Raw genomic sequence first — 17,256 nt, 5'->3', positions numbered from 1 at the left:
TCGTTTAAAGAGGGGGAATTTAAATTGAATTTTGTAATCGATAAGATAGATGGTTTACAGCTTGAATTTTCAAAACTTGTTTCCATGATGAATTACGCCCGTTACACAACGATGCAAGCAGTGGAAGGTTTAACAATTGATGAACTTGATTATTTATATGACGAAGAAGCAAATTCAATTGGCATGCTATTATATCACATGGCTGCTATTGAATTTTATTACCAAATTCATACCTTTGAGGATCGTGAACCGACAGATGCCGAATTAGAACGTTGGTTACCTGCTGTAGAGTTAGGGGCTATTGGACGAGAAAAAATAAAAGGAAACTCCATCGAATTTTACATCCATACATTACAAGAAGTACGCTCTAAAACAATTGAAACTTTTCAATCCTTACCTGAGGAATGGTTATTTAAAACGACAGACTTTTGGCATGACAAACCAGCAAATAATTATTTTAAGTGGTTTCACGTATTTGAAGATGAAATTAACCATCGTGGACAAATTCGTTTAATAAAAAAGATGCAAAAATCTCATTCAGTAAAATAAGAAAGTGCCACCTTATCCGGTGGCACTTTCTTTTATTCATTTACAAATATTTTCCCGTTTGCTTTTTTAGCAATAGCTGTTACCACTATTAAAATGAATAGTAAGTATAACCATTTTGCAACAAGTAACCACCCTTGAAAAATTGCTATGTCATTCATTTGCTCATAACCTTTTTTTAGCAAGAACGGAATTGTACTAATTATAATAACAAACTCAATGCTATAAATAATTTTCTTTTTCCGACTATACGTTTTCCACTCTTTCCAGCGGTACAAGGGAGCAAAAATGAATATGCCTATACATAATATAAATGGTGTCCATTCACTTTTTAAAAATTGTGCTGAAATGATAGATGCTATTAAACAACCGAGCACACCATAATACCCTACTTTCTCTCTCATTCGTACTACCCCCATTCTATTCGCTCTTTACTATATAACTCCCTATTCTTATCATGACTCTTAGGAAAATAACGACTACAATTACAAAATAAAGACCTTTCGCAGACGACATCCATTGTTGAAAAATAGACATTTGCTCCATTTGCTTCTGACCTTCTATTAAAATAAAACCTACTACAAATCAACTAACAACAATGATATCTATCATAATTCCAATACTTTTCTTACTATGCTGTTTCATGTCATCCCAGCGAGATAAAAGCAAAAACACAAACCCGAGAACAGGCATAATACTTATCCATTCATTGTTTGTAAATAGATCTAAAATGATTAATAGACTACAAGAAATGATAAAGTGAAACTTTAATCCGTGGGGGTGTCCCCCACGGATTATTAGTTGAACCAATCGGGCTTTTACGGGCAGTTGATTTCCTACCTAACTCCCTCGCATTCGCCAACTTTTGAGGTGGGAATCTTACTGCCCGTTAATGCGGGATAAATCCCCAAAAACCAACTTTTTTTGCGCATACGCCCTCCTCCAGTTCCATTTTTAGGATTAATTGTATTGTAACATCCATTTTATACCCTTACCATTACAGTACATGAAATTTTATTTTTCCCTATACTCACATACATTCACCGCTTTCATACAATGAACTACACGAACGCCTAAAGGATGTGAATGTTGTGGGAGTTGAATTAACGCTTTTACACGCTCTCTATATTCTTTGTTTACTCACTATTATTACCTTTTTTATTTTTAGAAAAGATACAACGATCATTTGTATCATTTTTATCTTTTTATTAGCATTAACCGCTACAAGTTCTATCCCTCTTGCCGTTAGCGGTATTTTTCAAAGTTTTATTTATGCCATAACTGAACTATTACCAACTATATTGATCATCTCCATTATCGTATCGATGAGTAACCTACTCGTTCATACTGGCATAAATGATACGATGATTTCACCATTTACAAAGATGATTCGTACACCTACACTTGCCTACTGGATTATCGGCCTTTTAATGATGACAATTTCTTTCTTCTTTTGGCCTTCCCCAGCTGTCGCGTTAATGGGGGCTATTTTATTACCCGTCGCTGTACGCGTCGGCCTGCCACCAATTGGGGTTGCAATTGCTATGAACTTATTTGGACACGGAATTGCTTTATCCGGCGACTTCGTTATTCAAGGTGCTCCGAAATTAACAGCGGATGCAGCTGGTTTACCAGTTTCTAGCGTCGTATCCGCAAGTGTCCTCCTCGTTATCGTTATGGGCGTTGTTACAACTTCTGTTGCTTTTTTCTTCTTACGAAAAGAATTTCATACAGGCTTATCGTTGCAAGACTCTTCTTCAGCAACTGAACCATCCAAAACTATCATTTTATTATCTCCTCACATAAAGAAATGGCTCGCCATATGTATCCCTATCGTATATATCATTGATATCCTTTGCATGATTCAATTTAAACTACAAGGAAGCGATGCAACAGCACTTATTGGCGGGACGACTGTTATTATGATTATCATTATTGCTCTCATCGCCTACAAAGGAAATGGCCTGAATAAAACGACCGATTATTTTATAGAAGGGCTCCAATTTGGATTTAAAATCTTTGGTCCAGTTATCCCAATTGCGGCACTTTTTTATTTAGGGGATAGCGGATTTGTAAAAATTATCGGGGACTATTTACCGCAAGGTTCACACGGAATCATTAACGACTTAGGAATTGCCTTATCTCAAACTGTTCCTTTAAACCAATATGTATCAGCGGGAACACTAACTATCGTTGGTGTCATAACAGGGTTAGATGGATCTGGCTTTTCCGGTATATCACTTGCTGGTTCGATTGCCAATCTTTTCGGCACAGCACTGGGGCATGGAACAGCTACATTAACAGCACTTGGGCAAATTGCTGCAATCTGGACCGGAGGCGGGACTTTAATTCCTTGGGCGCTTATTCCTGCCGCTGCCATTTGTAAAGTAGATCCATTTGAACTTGCACGCCGAAACTTTTTACCAGTTATAATTGGCTTAATTGTCACCACAATCGTTGCGATGTTTATTCTATAAAGTAAGCAGGTGTTCTCTTGCTTACTTTTTTATTGTGAAATCAATCATTTATTACGGACTTTCAAAAGGGATTATGTATATGTTAGCGAAGTTATATTAGGAGAGTATTTATTTCAAAACGTTTACGAGAAACAGATTACTTCCATTCGAAAAGGGGACATAACTATGAATGAATTGATTTTCGTCTTATTAATTTGTCCATTACTTATCTTTATCGTTTCTGTTATTGGAACCCGCAAGACGCAAACATATTACGTAATGCCGATTGTAACGTTTGCTAGTTTTTTAATACTAGGTGTCATCGCCTTTACTCCAAAATTTTTCTTTTGGATTGGCATGTATAGCATTTTCTCATTTATTGTTTCTTATATGACTCTCTTGTTTGTGAAAGGATATAAATTTGTAGAAAGCACTAAGTAGTTAGTAGTAAGGAGCTTTGATATTGATGGGACTTTGCTTGAATTTATATAAAAAGACGACCGCGTTCCCCCGCAGTCGTCTTTTTTCATATTACGCTGTGATCCAAGCCTCATTAGCTGGATTTTTACGCCACTCTTGTAATTTTTTCGTTTCAGCTTGTCCGATCATACCTTTTTCTGCTGCAACTTCAGTTAATGCACTGTAATCACTTAAAGAATATGATGCTACGTTTGCTGCTTCTAGTTTCTCTTTTCCTGACTCAAGCTCGTATGTGAAGATTGATACGATTCCTAATACTTCACAACCAGCTTCGCGAAGTGCTTCTACACATGTAATTGCACTGCCGCCAGTTGAAATTAAGTCTTCTACTACTACTACTTTCTGACCTTTTTCAGCTTTTCCTTCGATTTGATTCCCTTTACCGTGACCTTTTGCTTTACTACGTACGTAGCACATTGGTAAATCCATACGATCGCTTACCCATGCAGCGTGCGCAATACCAGCAGTTGCTGTTCCTGCAATAACTTCTACAGCTGGGAAGTGCTCTTTAATTAACTCTTCTAATCCAGCTGCAATCGCTTGACGTACTTTTGGATAAGATAAAGTTAAGCGGTTATCACAATAAATTGGTGATTTCATACCAGAAGACCATGTGAATGGATCATTCGGTTGTAAAAATACTGCTCCAATTTCTAATAAATGCGATGCGATTTCTTTTTTCATACTGTTACACCTTCCCACTGTTGTTTTACTGTTTTATACGCTTCAAACGGATTTTCTGCTTTTGTAATACTACGTCCAACTACGATATAGCTTGAGCCAAGTTCCCTCGCACGTTTCGGTGTTGCTACGCGCACCTGATCATTCAAATCATCGCTTGCAAGACGAATCCCCGGTGTTACTGTTACAAATTCATTCCCGCATACTTCACGTAATTTTGGAACTTCAAGTGTTGAACAAACAACTCCATCAAGTCCACTTTCTTTCGTTAATTTTGCATAATGAGCAACCGCTTCTTCTAACGTTTTCTCAATGCCGATCTCTTTTTTCATCATAGCTTCCGAAGTGCTTGTTAGTTGTGTAACTGCAATACAAATCGGTCTCTCTTTTCCTTCTTGCTTACCTTCCTCTAATCCCTCAATCGCAGCTTTCATCATACTGCTTCCCCCAGCAGCATGAACATTTACCATATCAACATCTAGACTAGCTAGGCTACGCATAGCGCTTTTTACTGTATTCGGAATATCATGAAGTTTTAAATCTAGAAAGATTTTATGTCCTTTTTCTTTTAAGTACGTAATAATCGCAGGGCCTTCTTTGTAAAATAACTCCATACCAACTTTGACAAATAACTCTTCCCCTTCAAAGTGGTGCAAGAATTGTTCTACATCTTGTTTCCCCGGAAAATCTAGTGCAACGATTAACGACTGTGACATGTTTGCTTCCAGCTCCTTCCTTGACATTCCGAAATGTGATCAAATCCTAATTCATCTAGTAATGCTGGTAACTCTTCAATAATTGTCGGACATACGAACGGATCTATGAAGTTCGCTGTACCTACTGCAACTGCGCTTGCACCAGCGTAGAAGAACTCAATTACATCTTCTGCTGACTCAATACCACCCATTCCGATAATTGGAATGTTAACCGCTTGGCTTACTTCATGTACCATACGAATTGCTACTGGCTTAATCGCAGGACCTGATAGTCCGCCCGTACGGTTTGCTAAAATTGGTTGAGCTGTTTTTAAATCTAGACGCATACCAAGCAATGTATTAATCATCGTTAAACCATCTGCACCTGCATTTTCAATCGCTTTTGCAATTTCCACAATGTTTGCCACGTTCGGTGACAATTTCACGTATACAGGTACTTCAGAAACCTCTTTTACTCGCTTCGTTAAATCAGCAGCAATTTCAGGATTTGTACCAAAAGCGATACCACCTGTTTTTACGTTCGGACAAGAAATATTTAATTCTAGTGCATGGACATTAGGCGCTTTAGAAATTTCCTTTGCAACTGCTACGTAATCCTCAGCTTGTGAGCCCGCAACATTCGCAATGATTGGAAGATCAAATTGTTCTAACCATGGTAATTCAGAATTCATTACTTTTTCTAAACCTGGGTTTTGAAGTCCGATTGCATTTAACATGCCGCCTGGTGTTTCAGCAACACGCGGCGTCGGATTTCCATAACGTGGTTGTTCTGTCGTCGCTTTAATCATGATTGATCCTAGTACACTTAAATCGTAAAACTGTGCATATTCACGACCAAATCCAAAGCATCCAGATGCCGGTATAATTGGATTTTTTAATGACAATCCTGGTAATTCAACTTGCAATCTGTTCATAGTACAACCTCCCCAATTGGAAATACTGGTCCGTCGCTACACACCTTCTTGTAAGAATGTCCACTTGGATCTTCTTGTAAGTGGCATACACATGCGAAACAAGCTCCAATACCACAACCCATACGTTCTTCTAATGAAATATAGGCTTTTTTCTCTTTGTAACGTCCTTCTAATGCACGAAGCATCGCTAACGGGCCACATGAATAAAGAATGTCAAAGTCGATTCCGTAATTATCAATTACATCTGTAACAAATCCCTTTGTACCGTGTGTGCCGTCTACTGTTGCAACGTACGTATCACCAAGTTCTGCAAATTTTTCTTCATAGAAAACAACATCTTTAGTTTGAAAACCTAAGATGTGAATCACACGTACACCTTTTGCAACGAGGCGCTGTGATAATTCATAAAGTGGTGGTACCCCAATTCCCCCGCCTACTAATAAAGCCGTTTGTCCTGTTTCTGCTTCTTCTACAGGAAAACCGTGTCCTAGTGGTCCTAGTACATCTACCATTTCACCTTGTTTTCTAGTTGCTAATGTTTTTGTCCCTTGTCCTTCCGCACGATATAGCATTGTAAACTCGTTCTTCTCTTGATCTACATTACAAATACTAATCGGGCGGCGCAGAAGGGGCGCAATGCCCTCTGCTACCTTAATGTGTACAAACTGCCCTGGTTCGTTCATTTGCTGTACTAACGTTCCTTGAAGCACTAATTCGTAAATGTTTTTTGCGATTTCTTTTTGGTTAACGACGATCATATTTTGCTTTTGCATCATGCATGTACCACCTCGTGACGCTTTGTTTGCGTAATTTCTTTCATTGAATGAGCTGAGAATGTCATAGATTCTAATACTCGTAAGATTGCTCTCGTTGTATCAAGTGATGTTAAGCAAGCCACACCGTTTTCTACTGATTCACGGCGAATGCGGAAACCATCACGCGCTGGTTGTTTTCCTTTTGTTAATGTATTGATTACAAACTGTGCTTTTCCTTGGCGGATAATATCTAGTAAGTTGTAGTCTTCAGAATCAATTTTGTTTACAACTTGTACTGGGATATTTTGCTCTGCTAATGTTTGTGCCGTTCCAGCTGTTGCTAATAAGTTATAGCCGATTTCATGGAAACGTTTTGCAATTTCCATCGCCTCTTCTTTATCTTTATCCGCTACAGTGATGATTACGGATCCGTGCGTTGGGATGTTAATTCCTGAGGCAACTAGCCCTTTGTATAATGCTTTTTCAAGCGTTAAGTCTTTCCCCATTACTTCCCCTGTTGATTTCATTTCAGGTCCTAATGTTGTATCAACTGAGCGTAGTTTCGCAAATGAGAATACTGGTGCTTTTACATACACTTCTTTCTCTTCTGGGTGATAGCCCGTTCCGTATCCTTGCTCTATTAGGTTTTGACCTAAAATAACTTTCGTTGCAACATTCGCCATCGGTACGCCTGTAATTTTACTTAAGAATGGTACTGTACGGCTCGCACGTGGGTTTACTTCAATTACATACACTTGATCTTTGAATACTACAAACTGGATATTTAGTAATCCAACAATGTTTAATCCTTTTCCAAGTGCAATTGTATGTTCAATAATTTGTTCTTTTAGTTCGTCAGATAAGCTTTGTGGTGGATATACTCCAATTGAATCCCCAGAGTGAACTCCAGCGCGTTCAATATGTTCCATAATACCTGGAATGAACACATTCTCACCGTCTGAAATTGCATCTACTTCAATTTCTTTACCAACCATGTAACGGTCGATTAATACCGGATGCTCTGCATGAACTTTAACTGCATTTTTCATGTAGTGCAGTAGTTCTTCTTGACGATATACGATTTCCATCGCACGTCCACCTAGTACGTAAGATGGTCTTACTAATACTGGGTAACCAATTTCTTCAGCGATTGCTACCGCTTGTTCTACAGTTGTTGCTGTTTTACCAACTGGTTGCGGGATTCCTAATTTTGTTAATGCAGCTTCGAATTTATCTCGATCTTCTGCGCGGTCTAAATCTTCAAGTGATGTTCCTAAAATTTTTACACCGTGTTCTTCTAATTTCGCCGCTAAGTTAATTGCCGTTTGTCCACCGAATTGTACGATAACACCTTCTGGCTTTTCTAAATCGATAATGTGCATTACATCTTCAATCGTTAATGGTTCAAAGTATAATTTGTCAGAAATACTGAAGTCTGTTGAAACTGTTTCTGGGTTGTTATTTACAATGATTGCCTCATATCCAGCTTCTTTAATTGCCCATACAGAGTGAACTGTTGCGTAGTCAAACTCAACACCTTGACCGATACGGATTGGACCAGAACCTAGTACAACCACACTCTTACGATCTGTTATAACCGATTCATTCTCGTCACCGTATGTGCTGTAGTAGTAAGGTGTTGCAGATTCAAACTCTGCCGCACAAGTATCTACCATTTTATAAACAGGAGTCATATTACTTTCTTTACGCATATCGTAAATTTCACGCTCTGTTTTGTTCCAAGCATTGGCGATGTAATGATCACTGAATCCCATTTCTTTTGCAGATTGTAACACTTCCATATTTCCTGCATTTTCTTTTACTTCGTGTTCCATGTTTACGATGTTTTCAATTTTTTGTAAGAAGAAGAAGTCCATTTCACACCATGAATTAATTTCTTCTTTCGTTACACCTTGACGGATTGCTTCTGCTACAACGAACAGACGCTCATCGTCAGCTTTTATAATACGTTTTTTCATTGTTTCTTTATCAAGTTCTTTTAAATGGTCTAATTCTAAGTGATAAATCCCTAGCTCTAAAGAACGAACCGCTTTTAATAATGATTGCTCTAAGTTACGTCCAATTGACATAACTTCACCAGTTGCCTTCATTTGTGTACCAAGCGTTCTGTTTGCTGATTCGAACTTATCAAATGGCCAACGTGGAATTTTTGAAACGACATAGTCTAATGCTGGCTCGAAGCAAGCGTATGTTTTTTGTGTTACTGGATTTACAATTTCATCTAATGTTAAACCGACTGCAATTTTCGCTGCTAACTTCGCAATTGGATATCCAGTTGCTTTAGATGCTAGTGCAGATGAACGACTCACACGCGGATTTACTTCGATTACATAGTATTGGAAGCTATGCGGATCTAGTGCAAGCTGAACGTTACAGCCACCTTCGATTCCTAATGCACGAATAATTCGTAATGAAGTGTTTCGTAACATTTGATACTCACGGTCACTTAATGTTTGACTCGGTGCTACAACGATTGAATCACCTGTATGAACCCCAACTGGATCGATATTTTCCATGTTACATACTACAATCGCGTTATCATTCGAATCACGCATTACTTCATATTCAATTTCCTTACAACCAGCAATGCTCTTTTCTAATAAACATTGTGTTACTGGACTATGTTTTAATCCACCTGATACGATTTCAATTAGTTCTTCTTCATTACTACAGATTCCGCCACCTGTTCCCCCCATTGTAAATGCTGGGCGAACAATAACTGGATAACCAATTTCTTTTACAAATTCATGTGCTTCTTCTAGCGTATGAATAATGGTACTAGATGGAATTGGTTCATTTAATTCCTGCATTAATGTACGGAATAAATCACGATCTTCCGCTTGCTCAATTGCTGATAATTTTGTTCCTAAAATTTCAACTCCGCATTCTTCAAGTATGCCTGATTTCGCAAGTTCAACAGCCATATTTAGGCCTGTTTGACCACCTAATGTTGGTAGGATTGCATCTGGACGTTCTTTACGAATGATACGGCTTACGAATTCTAATGTTAATGGTTCTATATATACTTTATCTGCTGTTGCAGTATCTGTCATAATTGTTGCTGGGTTAGAGTTAACAAGGATTACTTTGTAACCTTCTTCTCTAAGAGATTGACAAGCTTGTGTACCAGAGTAATCAAACTCTGCTGCTTGCCCAATTACAATTGGTCCTGATCCGATTACTAAAATTGTGTTAATGTCTAGGCGTTTTGGCATAACTCTTCCCCTTCTTTCTTGAAGTTTTCAATCATTTCTAAGAAATCTTCGAATAAATCATTTGCATCTTCTGGTCCCGCTGAAGCTTCTGGATGGTATTGTACTGTAAATGCTGGAAACTTCGTATGACGAAGACCTTCTACTGTTCCATCATTTAAAGCAACATGTGTAATTTCAAGATTTGTATTTTCAACTGACTCTTCTTCTACTGCGTATCCATGGTTTTGGGAAGTAATTGCTACTTTTCCAGTTGCAAGATTTTTTACTGGATGATTTAAACCACGATGACCGAACTTCAACTTACTTGTATTTGCACCAGATGCTAATGCGAATAACTGATGTCCTAAGCAAATCCCGAATAAAGGAACTTTACCGATAATGTCTTTTAACATTTCAATTGCTTCTGGTACATCTTTTGGATCCCCAGGTCCATTACTTAACATAATTCCATCTGGGCTAAGGCGTAAAATCTCTTCTGCTGTTGTATTGTAAGGTACTACAATTACATCACAGTCACGCTTATTTAATTCTCTTAAAATACCATGTTTCATTCCGAAGTCTACAAGTACAACTCGATGACCACGGCCTGGGCTTGGGTATGGGTCTTTCGTTGATACGCGTTTTACATGATCTGTAAATACTGTCGCTTTTAATTGGCCCACAATGTACTCTACATCTGCATCCATGTTACAAAGTCGTCCGCGTAATGTACCGTATTGACGAATTTTTCTCGTTAATTTTCTCGTATCAATTCCTGCTAATCCTGGAATGTTTCTTTCTTTTAAGTAATCATTTAACGAAATTTCATTACGGAAGTTTGATGGATGATCACAAATTTCATTTACGATTAAACCATTTACAGATGGGTGAATGGATTCAAAATCGTCACGGTTAATGCCGTAGTTTCCGATTAATGGGTACGTAAATGTTACGATTTGACCGCAATATGATGGATCAGATAATGTTTCTTGATATCCAGTCATTCCTGTTGTAAATACAACCTCACCTGACTTTTCGATTTCGCCTCCGAAACCTTTTCCAATTAATACTGTTCCATCTTCTAAGATAAGTTGTCTTTTCATACTAATGCACTCTCCTTTTGCCATGCGATCTTACCGCCAACGATTGTCATTACCGGCCATCCTTGGCATTTCCAACCTGCGAATGGTGTATTTTTTCCTTTTGATAAGAATGTTGTTGGATCAATCTCTTCTTCTTGTTCTAAATCAATGATTGTAATATCAGCTACTCTACCTTCTTTCAGGCGACCTGCTTCTAAACCGAATGTATCAGCTGGTTTTTCTGTTAAGAATTGAATTAACTGTTCTAATGTAATAATTCCTTTTTTCACAAGGTTTGTGTATAGAAGTGGGAATGCTGTTTCAAAACCAGTAATTCCGAATGGTGCTCTTTCAATTCCTTGTGCTTTCTCTTCCGCTGTATGCGGTGCATGGTCAGTTGCGATCATATCGATCGTTCCATCTAATAGCCCTTCAATTAACGCTGCGTGGTCTTCTTTCCCACGAAGCGGTGGGTTCATTTTAAAGTTAGGATCAGCTGATGGGATATCATCTTCACATAACACTAAGTGATGCGGTGTTACTTCTGCTGTTACTTTAATTCCAGCACGTTTTGCATCACGGATTACACGTACAGACCCTTTCGTACTTACGTGACATACGTGATAGTGACAATCTGCCGCTTCAGCAAGCAGTATATCCCTTGCAATATGTACAGATTCACATACTGATGGGATACCGTTTAATCCGTGTTTCTCAGAAAACTTCCCTTCATGTACACAACCTTTATTAATAAGTGTATTTTCTTCACAGTGTGCAACTACCGCCATATTCAACTTCGCTGCACGCTTCATAGCAGCTAGCATCATGCTCGCATCTTGTACGCCTACTCCATCATCAGTGAAAGCGAATGCTCCAAGCTCTTTTAACGTTTCGAAATCTGTCATTTCAGAACCTGCTTGACGTACTGTAATTGCTCCATATGGTAATACATTTACGTGTGCTTTTTCTTTAATACGTTTTTGTAAGTCTTCCATATGTTCCCTGCAATCTGGTACTGGACGTGTATTTGGCATTGCGCAAATTGTAGTGAATCCACCTTTTGCCGCTGCTAGTGTGCCTGTTGCAATTGTTTCTTTATGTTCACCACCTGGCTCACGAAGATGTACATGTACATCTACTAATCCAGGTGCGATTAACTTTCCGTTCACATCGATTACTTCAGCATTATCTGCCGTAATATTTTCTGCTACTTTCGCAATTTTACCGTCTTGTACGAGAAGATCTGTTGCTACGATTATTCCTTCTTCATTCATATAACGACCATTTTTAAACAAATAATTCATGTTTCATTCCTCCTAATACATTTGGTAAGGCGCGTTTTAGTACAGCCATTCTTACGTAAACTCCATTTTCCATTTGTTTAAATATGCGTGAACGCTCACACTCAACAAGTTCACTTGCAATTTCCACATCCCGGTTGAAAGGAGCTGGATGCATAATAATACTTCCTTCTTTCATACGTTTTTCTCTTTCAAGCGTTAATCCGTGTTTTTCATGATACTCTTTCATAATGTCTGTTTCATAATGATCATGACGCTCATGCTGTACACGAAGTAACATCATTACATCAACTTCTGGAACTAGCTCATCTAAGTTTTTGTACGTTCCAAATGTGTTTTTTTCATCTTTCCACTCTTCTGGGCTTGCAAAATAAATCGTTGCCCCAAGCTTCGTTAATGTTTCAGCATTGGATCGTGCTACTCGGCTATGGCGAATATCTCCAACAATTGCAATCTTTAAACCTTCAAAACTTCCAAACTCTTGTTTAATTGTTAGAAGGTCGAGCAGACATTGCGTTGGATGATTTCCGCATCCATCTCCAGCATTTAAGATTGGAATGTTTACTTGATCTTTTAGCTCATCGAAGTAACGATCTTGCTCGTGGCGGATGACTACCGCTTTTGTTCCGATTGATTCCAGTGTTTTTATCGTGTCGTATAACGTTTCTCCTTTTTGTACGCTAGATGAATCTGCTGAAAAGTTTAATACGTCAAGTCCTAATCTCTTCTCAGCAACTTCGAAGCTAAATCTCGTTCTCGTACTATTCTCAAAGAACAAGTTCGCAACAAAAGTTTGCTCTGTTGTTTTGCTCTCTTTCCCATTCGCGAAATCTTCTGCGTCTTTTAGGATTTCTGAAATTTCTAGTTCCGATAATTCACTCATCGTTAACAAATGGCTCATCGTCATCCCTCATCTTTCTGATTTTTATGATAGCACTTATGGATATTTATAACAACTTTTGTATAAAAATACCCTAGTCATGTGAGACTAGGGTGCAAGGAAGAAGCCACCCTTTTCTGTCTCACAGGACTGAATTAAAAGGTTGTTTTTATGAAGCAATCTGCTTAGATTGTTTTATTTGTTTCGTTTCTGGTAGTAGTAGATTTAACAGTACACCTACAATTGCTGCTAGTGCCATTCCTTCTACTTGGAACGATTCTCCTACGTGAAGTACCGCTCCGCCAATACCAATTACTAGTATAACTGATGCAATCATTAAGTTTCGTTTGTCACTTAAATCTGTTCTATCATCTACCATCATGCGTAAACCACTTGATGCGATTACACCGAATAGTAAGATTGATACACCACCCATAACTGGTGTTGGAATCGAGTGGATCAGTGCTGAAATCTTCCCGATAAATCCAAACATGATTGCGAATACTGCTGAACCGATGAATAAGTATACACTGTACGCTCTCGTAATTGCTAGCACACCGATGTTTTCACCGTATGTTGTATTCGGTGGTCCACCGATTAGTGATGCGATTAATGTTGCTACCCCATCCCCAAAGATTGAACGGTGTAAACCTGGTTTTTCAATTAAATCTCTTTTAATAACATTTCCAAGTACAATTTGATGTCCGATATGTTCTGAAATTGTTACTAGTGCTACTGGCACCATTAAGAGTACAATCTTCCACGAAAACTCTGGTGTGTATGTTACAAACGGTACTGTGAAATCAGGTACGACAAACCATTTCGCCTCAGCTACCGGTTTTAAATCTACTAGCCCTTGGAAGTAAGCGAAGATATATCCGCCGATGATTCCAAGTAACACCGGTATGATGCTGAAAAATCCTCTTCCAAATATGGAGCAAATGATTGTAATTGCTAATGTTACTAGTGCTACTGAAAAGTGTGTAATGCTATACTTACCATCCGCACCGTTCATCGCCATGTTCACTGCTGTATGTGCTAAAGCTAAACCGATTACCATTACTACCGGACCAACTACGATTGGCGGAAGTAATTTCATAATCCACGCTGATCCAGATTTCTTAATTCCGATTGAAATTAAGATGTACACCAGTCCTGCAAGTAAACCACCAAGCATCGCTGCTCCGGGGCCACCTGCTGTTTTTGCTGCAATAATCGGTGCGATAAAGGCGAATGATGATCCTAAATACGCAGGTACTTGACCTTTCGTTATAAGAAGAAACGCTAGCGTTCCTAATCCACTTGATATTAACGCTACTGACGGATTCAATCCTGTTAAAAATGGAACAAGCACTGTTGATCCAAACATCGCGAACAAATGTTGTATACTTAAAAATAACCATTTTCCCGGTTTCGGTACTTCATTAACGTCTAACACTGGCTTTTGTTCCATTGTTACATCCTCCTTCAGTTTAAATCTTTGCAATAAAAAAACTCTTTGTGCCTGTGCACAAAGAGTCCTATACTTTCGTATGCCAAATTCGACATATGAAAGCCAAGACCCTTTGGCAGCCTCACAGGACTACATTTAAAAGGGCTTTACTTATCGTATATACTTACTCGATCTTGTTGATCTGTCTCTTGCAAATCAACTTCGATACGCTCTTCACTTGATGTTGGAATGTTCTTTCCTACATAATCAGCGCGAATTGGTAATTCACGATGTCCTCTATCTACAAGAACAGCTAATTGAATTTGTGATGGTCTTCCTAAATCCATAAGAGCATCCATCGCAGCTCGAACTGTTCTTCCTGTATACAATACATCATCTACAAGGATTACTTTTTTCTTCGTAATATCTACTGGAATATCTGAACCTTTTACTAGTGGTTCTTTATTCTTTGATTGAAGTGTTAAGTCATCACGATATAAAGTTATATCTAACTCTCCTACTTCCATCTCTTTTCCTTCAATTTGACCAATTCGTTCTGCCAAACGTTGTGCAATAAAAATTCCACGTGTTTTAATTCCGACAAGAACACAATTATCGACACCTTTATTTCGTTCCACGATTTCATGACTAATTCGTGTTAAAGCGCGGCGAATCATTTGGTCATCTAAAACGACAGCTTTTTCCTGCATGCTCTACACCTCCAAGCTATTTTTCTTGCGTGAGAGTAATGGTATAAAAAAAGTCCTCTCAGCATGTGCGAGAGGACTTTTGAAAAAAGGGTACAACATACCCTAAATATTTCAAACCGTTACCTTCTCAACCTCACGGGGCTGTGTTAAAGGATCATTATTTAACTGTTGTCAGTATCTCAGTTTTCTCATGATTTGTCAATACTATTTCCGTAAAATATTTAAAGTCTCTTCAAACACTTCTGGAATCGGTGCCTCAAACTGAATATATTCACCAGTACGAGGGTGGTCAAATCCTAAAATACCTGCATGAAGTGCCTGTCCATTCATGTCTAATGTTTTCTTTGGTCCATACTTTGGATCTCCTGCAAGTGGATAGCCAATATATTTCATATGAACACGAATTTGGTGTGTACGTCCTGTTTCTAAGCGACATTCTACAAGTGTGAAATCTTTGAAACGCTCTAACACTTGGAAATGCGTAACAGCATGCTTACCATTTTCATCAACTGTCATACTTTGACGTTCTTTCTTATCACGAGCAATCGGAGCATCAATCGTTCCCTTATCATGCGGAATAACACCGTGTACAATCGCTTTGTAACGTCTTGTTACTGTTTTTGCTACAAGTTGATTTACAAGTGATTCGTGTGCCATATCATTTTTAGCAACCATTAATAGGCCAGATGTATCTTTATCAATACGATGCACGATACCAGGACGCATTACACCGTTAATGCCTGATAAATCTGTACAATGATGCATAAGACCATTCACAAGTGTGCCACTTGTATGACCTGGTGCTGGATGTACAACCATACCACGTGGCTTATTTACAACAAGTACATCTGCATCTTCATAATAAATTTCTAAGTTCATATCTTCCGCTTGAATATCTAACTCTTCCGGATCAGGAATCGTTACTGTAATTTCATCATTTTCTTTAACTTTATAATTTACTTTTACCGATTTCCCATTCACTGTTACAACATCATCTTTAATCCATTGCTGTACTTGTGAACGTGACCATTCACTGTTAATTTCTGCAACGAATTTATCGATTCGCTCACTTTTTTGTTCTTCTGCAACTGTTACCTGTACTACTTCACTCATTCAATTACTCCTTCGTTTTCTTGCCTTCTAATAATGTTTGAATAATAATTAATACAACACCAATACATAACGCTGAATCAGCTACATTGAATACTGGATAGTTGTACGAGAAAATATACACGTGAATAAAATCCACTACTTCTTGTCTAAATACACGATCAATAAAGTTACCAATTGCTCCACCTAAAATTAGACCTAATGAAATTCCTAGAAGCTTGTCTGTTTTTGCATATTTTTTCATATACATTACGATAAATACTACAAAGACAACCGTAATAATGTAGAAAAACCACATTTTATTTTCTAAAATCCCCCAGGCAGCTCCTCTATTTCGATGTGATGTTATGTATAATACATTATCGATTATCGGAATGCTCATACCCAATTCCATGTTCTTTACAATTAGCCACTTCGATATTTGATCGATGGCAATGACAAATAACGCTATTACATAATATATCATTTTCATTTCCCCCACAAAGACAGTGTACCTCAAAATTTTAGCATAGCTGCTACCTTTTCACAATGAACCTTTATAGAAGAATAAAATAAATTAAAAAAAGGTAATATAATATCGTTGTGCGTATTCATACATTTACCTTTTCATAGAAAAATTCATGAATCGTACGGGCAGTCGGCATTGTTTTCATTTGCTTTGTCGAAATTACTCTCCCCGTCTCTTCACAAATACCGTACATATCTATTTCCATTTTAAATAATGCGCGTTCTACATCCTTTAAGTCCTCTTTTATATCATGTAATAGCAATTTTTTCTTTATCTCTTCCTTAATTTCATATCCAAGCTCTTGGCTGAACTCAGCATCATATTTGTGCATTACTTCTTTAGCTAGTCTCTCTTGCAACTCTTTTCTCATCAATTGCAATTCTTCTTTTATTTCCATGTAAATTTCATTCACGTGTACATTCCTCCTAGCTGTAATGTACAGTTAGTGTGTCCGAAATTTATTTGCTTAC

At 38.0% G+C, this 17,256-nt stretch carries 17 protein-coding genes and 1 pseudogene; 3 read left to right on the top strand and 15 right to left on the bottom strand.

The genetic code is table 11. The features are described from left to right. The first annotated feature begins 24 nt into the window (after positions 1-24). Positions 25-549: a DinB family protein gene (locus ACS2MN_RS18925; RefSeq protein ID WP_001012025.1), complete on the top strand. Its 525-nt coding sequence runs from the start codon at positions 25-27 to the stop codon at positions 547-549. Positions 550-581: 32 nt separating this feature from the next. Here ACS2MN_RS18925 and ACS2MN_RS18920 read toward each other — a convergent pair whose 3' ends face one another. Both ACS2MN_RS18920 and ACS2MN_RS18915 read right to left on the bottom strand, forming a co-directional pair. Next, a complete protein-coding gene (locus tag ACS2MN_RS18920) occupies positions 582-950 on the bottom strand; it encodes a YoqO family protein (RefSeq protein WP_001208470.1) in 369 nt (122 codons plus the stop codon). Between the two features lie 16 nt (positions 951-966). Next, a pseudogene (locus ACS2MN_RS18915) lies at positions 967-1,341 on the bottom strand (YoqO family protein). Between the two features lie 296 nt (positions 1,342-1,637). Here ACS2MN_RS18915 and ACS2MN_RS18910 point away from each other — a divergent pair. Together ACS2MN_RS18910 and ACS2MN_RS18905 are read left to right on the top strand one after the other, a co-directional pair. Next, positions 1,638-3,023, top strand: coding sequence for a hypothetical protein (locus ACS2MN_RS18910; RefSeq protein ID WP_000537880.1), 1,386 nt, complete (start codon positions 1,638-1,640; stop codon positions 3,021-3,023). A 165-nt stretch (positions 3,024-3,188) separates the two neighbouring features. Continuing rightward, entirely contained in the window at positions 3,189-3,443 is a 255-nt protein-coding gene (locus ACS2MN_RS18905; RefSeq protein ID WP_001003942.1) for a YbeF family protein, read from the top strand. A gap of 90 nt (positions 3,444-3,533) precedes the next feature. On the opposite strand, the gene pyrE is transcribed toward ACS2MN_RS18905, so the two are convergent. The 13 genes from pyrE to ACS2MN_RS18840 form a co-directional block, all read right to left on the bottom strand. Next, on the bottom strand, positions 3,534-4,166 hold the full coding sequence (pyrE, locus tag ACS2MN_RS18900; RefSeq protein WP_000711439.1) for an orotate phosphoribosyltransferase: 633 nt from the start codon (positions 4,164-4,166) through the stop codon (positions 3,534-3,536). Then, the gene (pyrF, locus tag ACS2MN_RS18895) at positions 4,163-4,879 is read right to left on the bottom strand and encodes an orotidine-5'-phosphate decarboxylase (RefSeq protein WP_000083486.1); all 717 of its coding nucleotides are present in this window, start codon (positions 4,877-4,879) and stop codon (positions 4,163-4,165) included. Before pyrF ends, pyrE begins: the two co-directional genes overlap by 4 nt. Further along, positions 4,864-5,793 (bottom strand): dihydroorotate oxidase B catalytic subunit, encoded by a 930-nt coding sequence (gene pyrD, locus ACS2MN_RS18890; RefSeq protein ID WP_001081058.1) that lies wholly within the window; start codon positions 5,791-5,793, stop codon positions 4,864-4,866. The genes pyrF and pyrD overlap by 16 nt, the downstream gene beginning before the upstream one ends. After that, positions 5,790-6,569: a dihydroorotate oxidase B electron transfer subunit gene (pyrK, locus tag ACS2MN_RS18885; protein WP_000983363.1), complete on the bottom strand. Its 780-nt coding sequence runs from the start codon at positions 6,567-6,569 to the stop codon at positions 5,790-5,792. The genes pyrD and pyrK overlap by 4 nt, the downstream gene beginning before the upstream one ends. Continuing rightward, positions 6,566-9,784: a carbamoyl-phosphate synthase large subunit gene (gene carB, locus ACS2MN_RS18880; protein WP_001126140.1), complete on the bottom strand. Its 3,219-nt coding sequence runs from the start codon at positions 9,782-9,784 to the stop codon at positions 6,566-6,568. The genes pyrK and carB overlap by 4 nt, the downstream gene beginning before the upstream one ends. Further along, positions 9,769-10,866: a carbamoyl phosphate synthase small subunit gene (locus ACS2MN_RS18875; RefSeq protein ID WP_000828665.1), complete on the bottom strand. Its 1,098-nt coding sequence runs from the start codon at positions 10,864-10,866 to the stop codon at positions 9,769-9,771. Before ACS2MN_RS18875 ends, carB begins: the two co-directional genes overlap by 16 nt. Then, the gene (gene pyrC, locus ACS2MN_RS18870; protein ID WP_001108362.1) at positions 10,863-12,149 is read right to left on the bottom strand and encodes a dihydroorotase; all 1,287 of its coding nucleotides are present in this window, start codon (positions 12,147-12,149) and stop codon (positions 10,863-10,865) included. Before pyrC ends, ACS2MN_RS18875 begins: the two co-directional genes overlap by 4 nt. Beyond that, complete coding sequence (pyrB, locus tag ACS2MN_RS18865; protein ID WP_000018838.1) at positions 12,133-13,047, bottom strand: aspartate carbamoyltransferase; 915 nt, start codon at positions 13,045-13,047, stop codon at positions 12,133-12,135. Before pyrB ends, pyrC begins: the two co-directional genes overlap by 17 nt. Positions 13,048-13,195: 148 nt before the next feature. Further along, positions 13,196-14,479: a uracil permease gene (gene uraA, locus ACS2MN_RS18860; protein WP_000435916.1), complete on the bottom strand. Its 1,284-nt coding sequence runs from the start codon at positions 14,477-14,479 to the stop codon at positions 13,196-13,198. A 146-nt stretch (positions 14,480-14,625) separates the two neighbouring features. Beyond that, positions 14,626-15,168, bottom strand: coding sequence for a bifunctional pyrimidine operon transcriptional regulator/uracil phosphoribosyltransferase (gene pyrR / locus ACS2MN_RS18855; RefSeq protein WP_001156491.1), 543 nt, complete (start codon positions 15,166-15,168; stop codon positions 14,626-14,628). Between the two features lie 204 nt (positions 15,169-15,372). Further along, on the bottom strand, positions 15,373-16,281 hold the full coding sequence (locus ACS2MN_RS18850; protein ID WP_000005848.1) for an RluA family pseudouridine synthase: 909 nt from the start codon (positions 16,279-16,281) through the stop codon (positions 15,373-15,375). A 4-nt stretch (positions 16,282-16,285) separates the two neighbouring features. After that, positions 16,286-16,744, bottom strand: a complete 459-nt coding sequence (gene lspA, locus ACS2MN_RS18845) for a lipoprotein signal peptidase LspA (RefSeq protein ID WP_000642175.1) — start codon at positions 16,742-16,744, stop codon at positions 16,286-16,288. A 124-nt stretch (positions 16,745-16,868) separates the two neighbouring features. Then, the gene (locus ACS2MN_RS18840; protein WP_001002952.1) at positions 16,869-17,198 is read right to left on the bottom strand and encodes a hypothetical protein; all 330 of its coding nucleotides are present in this window, start codon (positions 17,196-17,198) and stop codon (positions 16,869-16,871) included. Between the last annotated feature and the right edge of the window lie 58 nt (positions 17,199-17,256).

The sequence above is a fragment of the Bacillus cereus group sp. BceL062 genome, from assembly GCF_051780025.1.
Lineage (GTDB): Bacteria > Bacillota > Bacilli > Bacillales > Bacillaceae_G > Bacillus_A > Bacillus_A toyonensis.
The sequence above is the reverse complement of the archived record's forward strand: the minus strand, read 5'-3'. Positions and strand labels throughout refer to the sequence as shown.

Coding starts and splice junctions, on each gene's coding strand:
- ACS2MN_RS18920 (WP_001208470.1), bottom strand. CDS start 950: ATGAGAGAGAAAGTAGGGTATTATGGTGTGCTCGGTTGTTTAATAGCA.
- ACS2MN_RS18905 (WP_001003942.1), top strand. CDS start 3,189: ATGAATGAATTGATTTTCGTCTTATTAATTTGTCCATTACTTATCTTT.
- pyrE (WP_000711439.1), bottom strand. CDS start 4,166: ATGAAAAAAGAAATCGCATCGCATTTATTAGAAATTGGAGCAGTATTT.
- pyrF (WP_000083486.1), bottom strand. CDS start 4,879: ATGTCACAGTCGTTAATCGTTGCACTAGATTTTCCGGGGAAACAAGAT.
- pyrD (WP_001081058.1), bottom strand. CDS start 5,793: ATGAACAGATTGCAAGTTGAATTACCAGGATTGTCATTAAAAAATCCA.
- pyrK (WP_000983363.1), bottom strand. CDS start 6,569: ATGATGCAAAAGCAAAATATGATCGTCGTTAACCAAAAAGAAATCGCA.
- carB (WP_001126140.1), bottom strand. CDS start 9,784: ATGCCAAAACGCCTAGACATTAACACAATTTTAGTAATCGGATCAGGA.
- ACS2MN_RS18875 (WP_000828665.1), bottom strand. CDS start 10,866: ATGAAAAGACAACTTATCTTAGAAGATGGAACAGTATTAATTGGAAAA.
- pyrC (WP_001108362.1), bottom strand. CDS start 12,149: ATGAATTATTTGTTTAAAAATGGTCGTTATATGAATGAAGAAGGAATA.
- pyrB (WP_000018838.1), bottom strand. CDS start 13,047: ATGAGCCATTTGTTAACGATGAGTGAATTATCGGAACTAGAAATTTCA.
- uraA (WP_000435916.1), bottom strand. CDS start 14,479: ATGGAACAAAAGCCAGTGTTAGACGTTAATGAAGTACCGAAACCGGGA.
- pyrR (WP_001156491.1), bottom strand. CDS start 15,168: ATGCAGGAAAAAGCTGTCGTTTTAGATGACCAAATGATTCGCCGCGCT.
- ACS2MN_RS18850 (WP_000005848.1), bottom strand. CDS start 16,281: ATGAGTGAAGTAGTACAGGTAACAGTTGCAGAAGAACAAAAAAGTGAG.
- lspA (WP_000642175.1), bottom strand. CDS start 16,744: ATGATATATTATGTAATAGCGTTATTTGTCATTGCCATCGATCAAATA.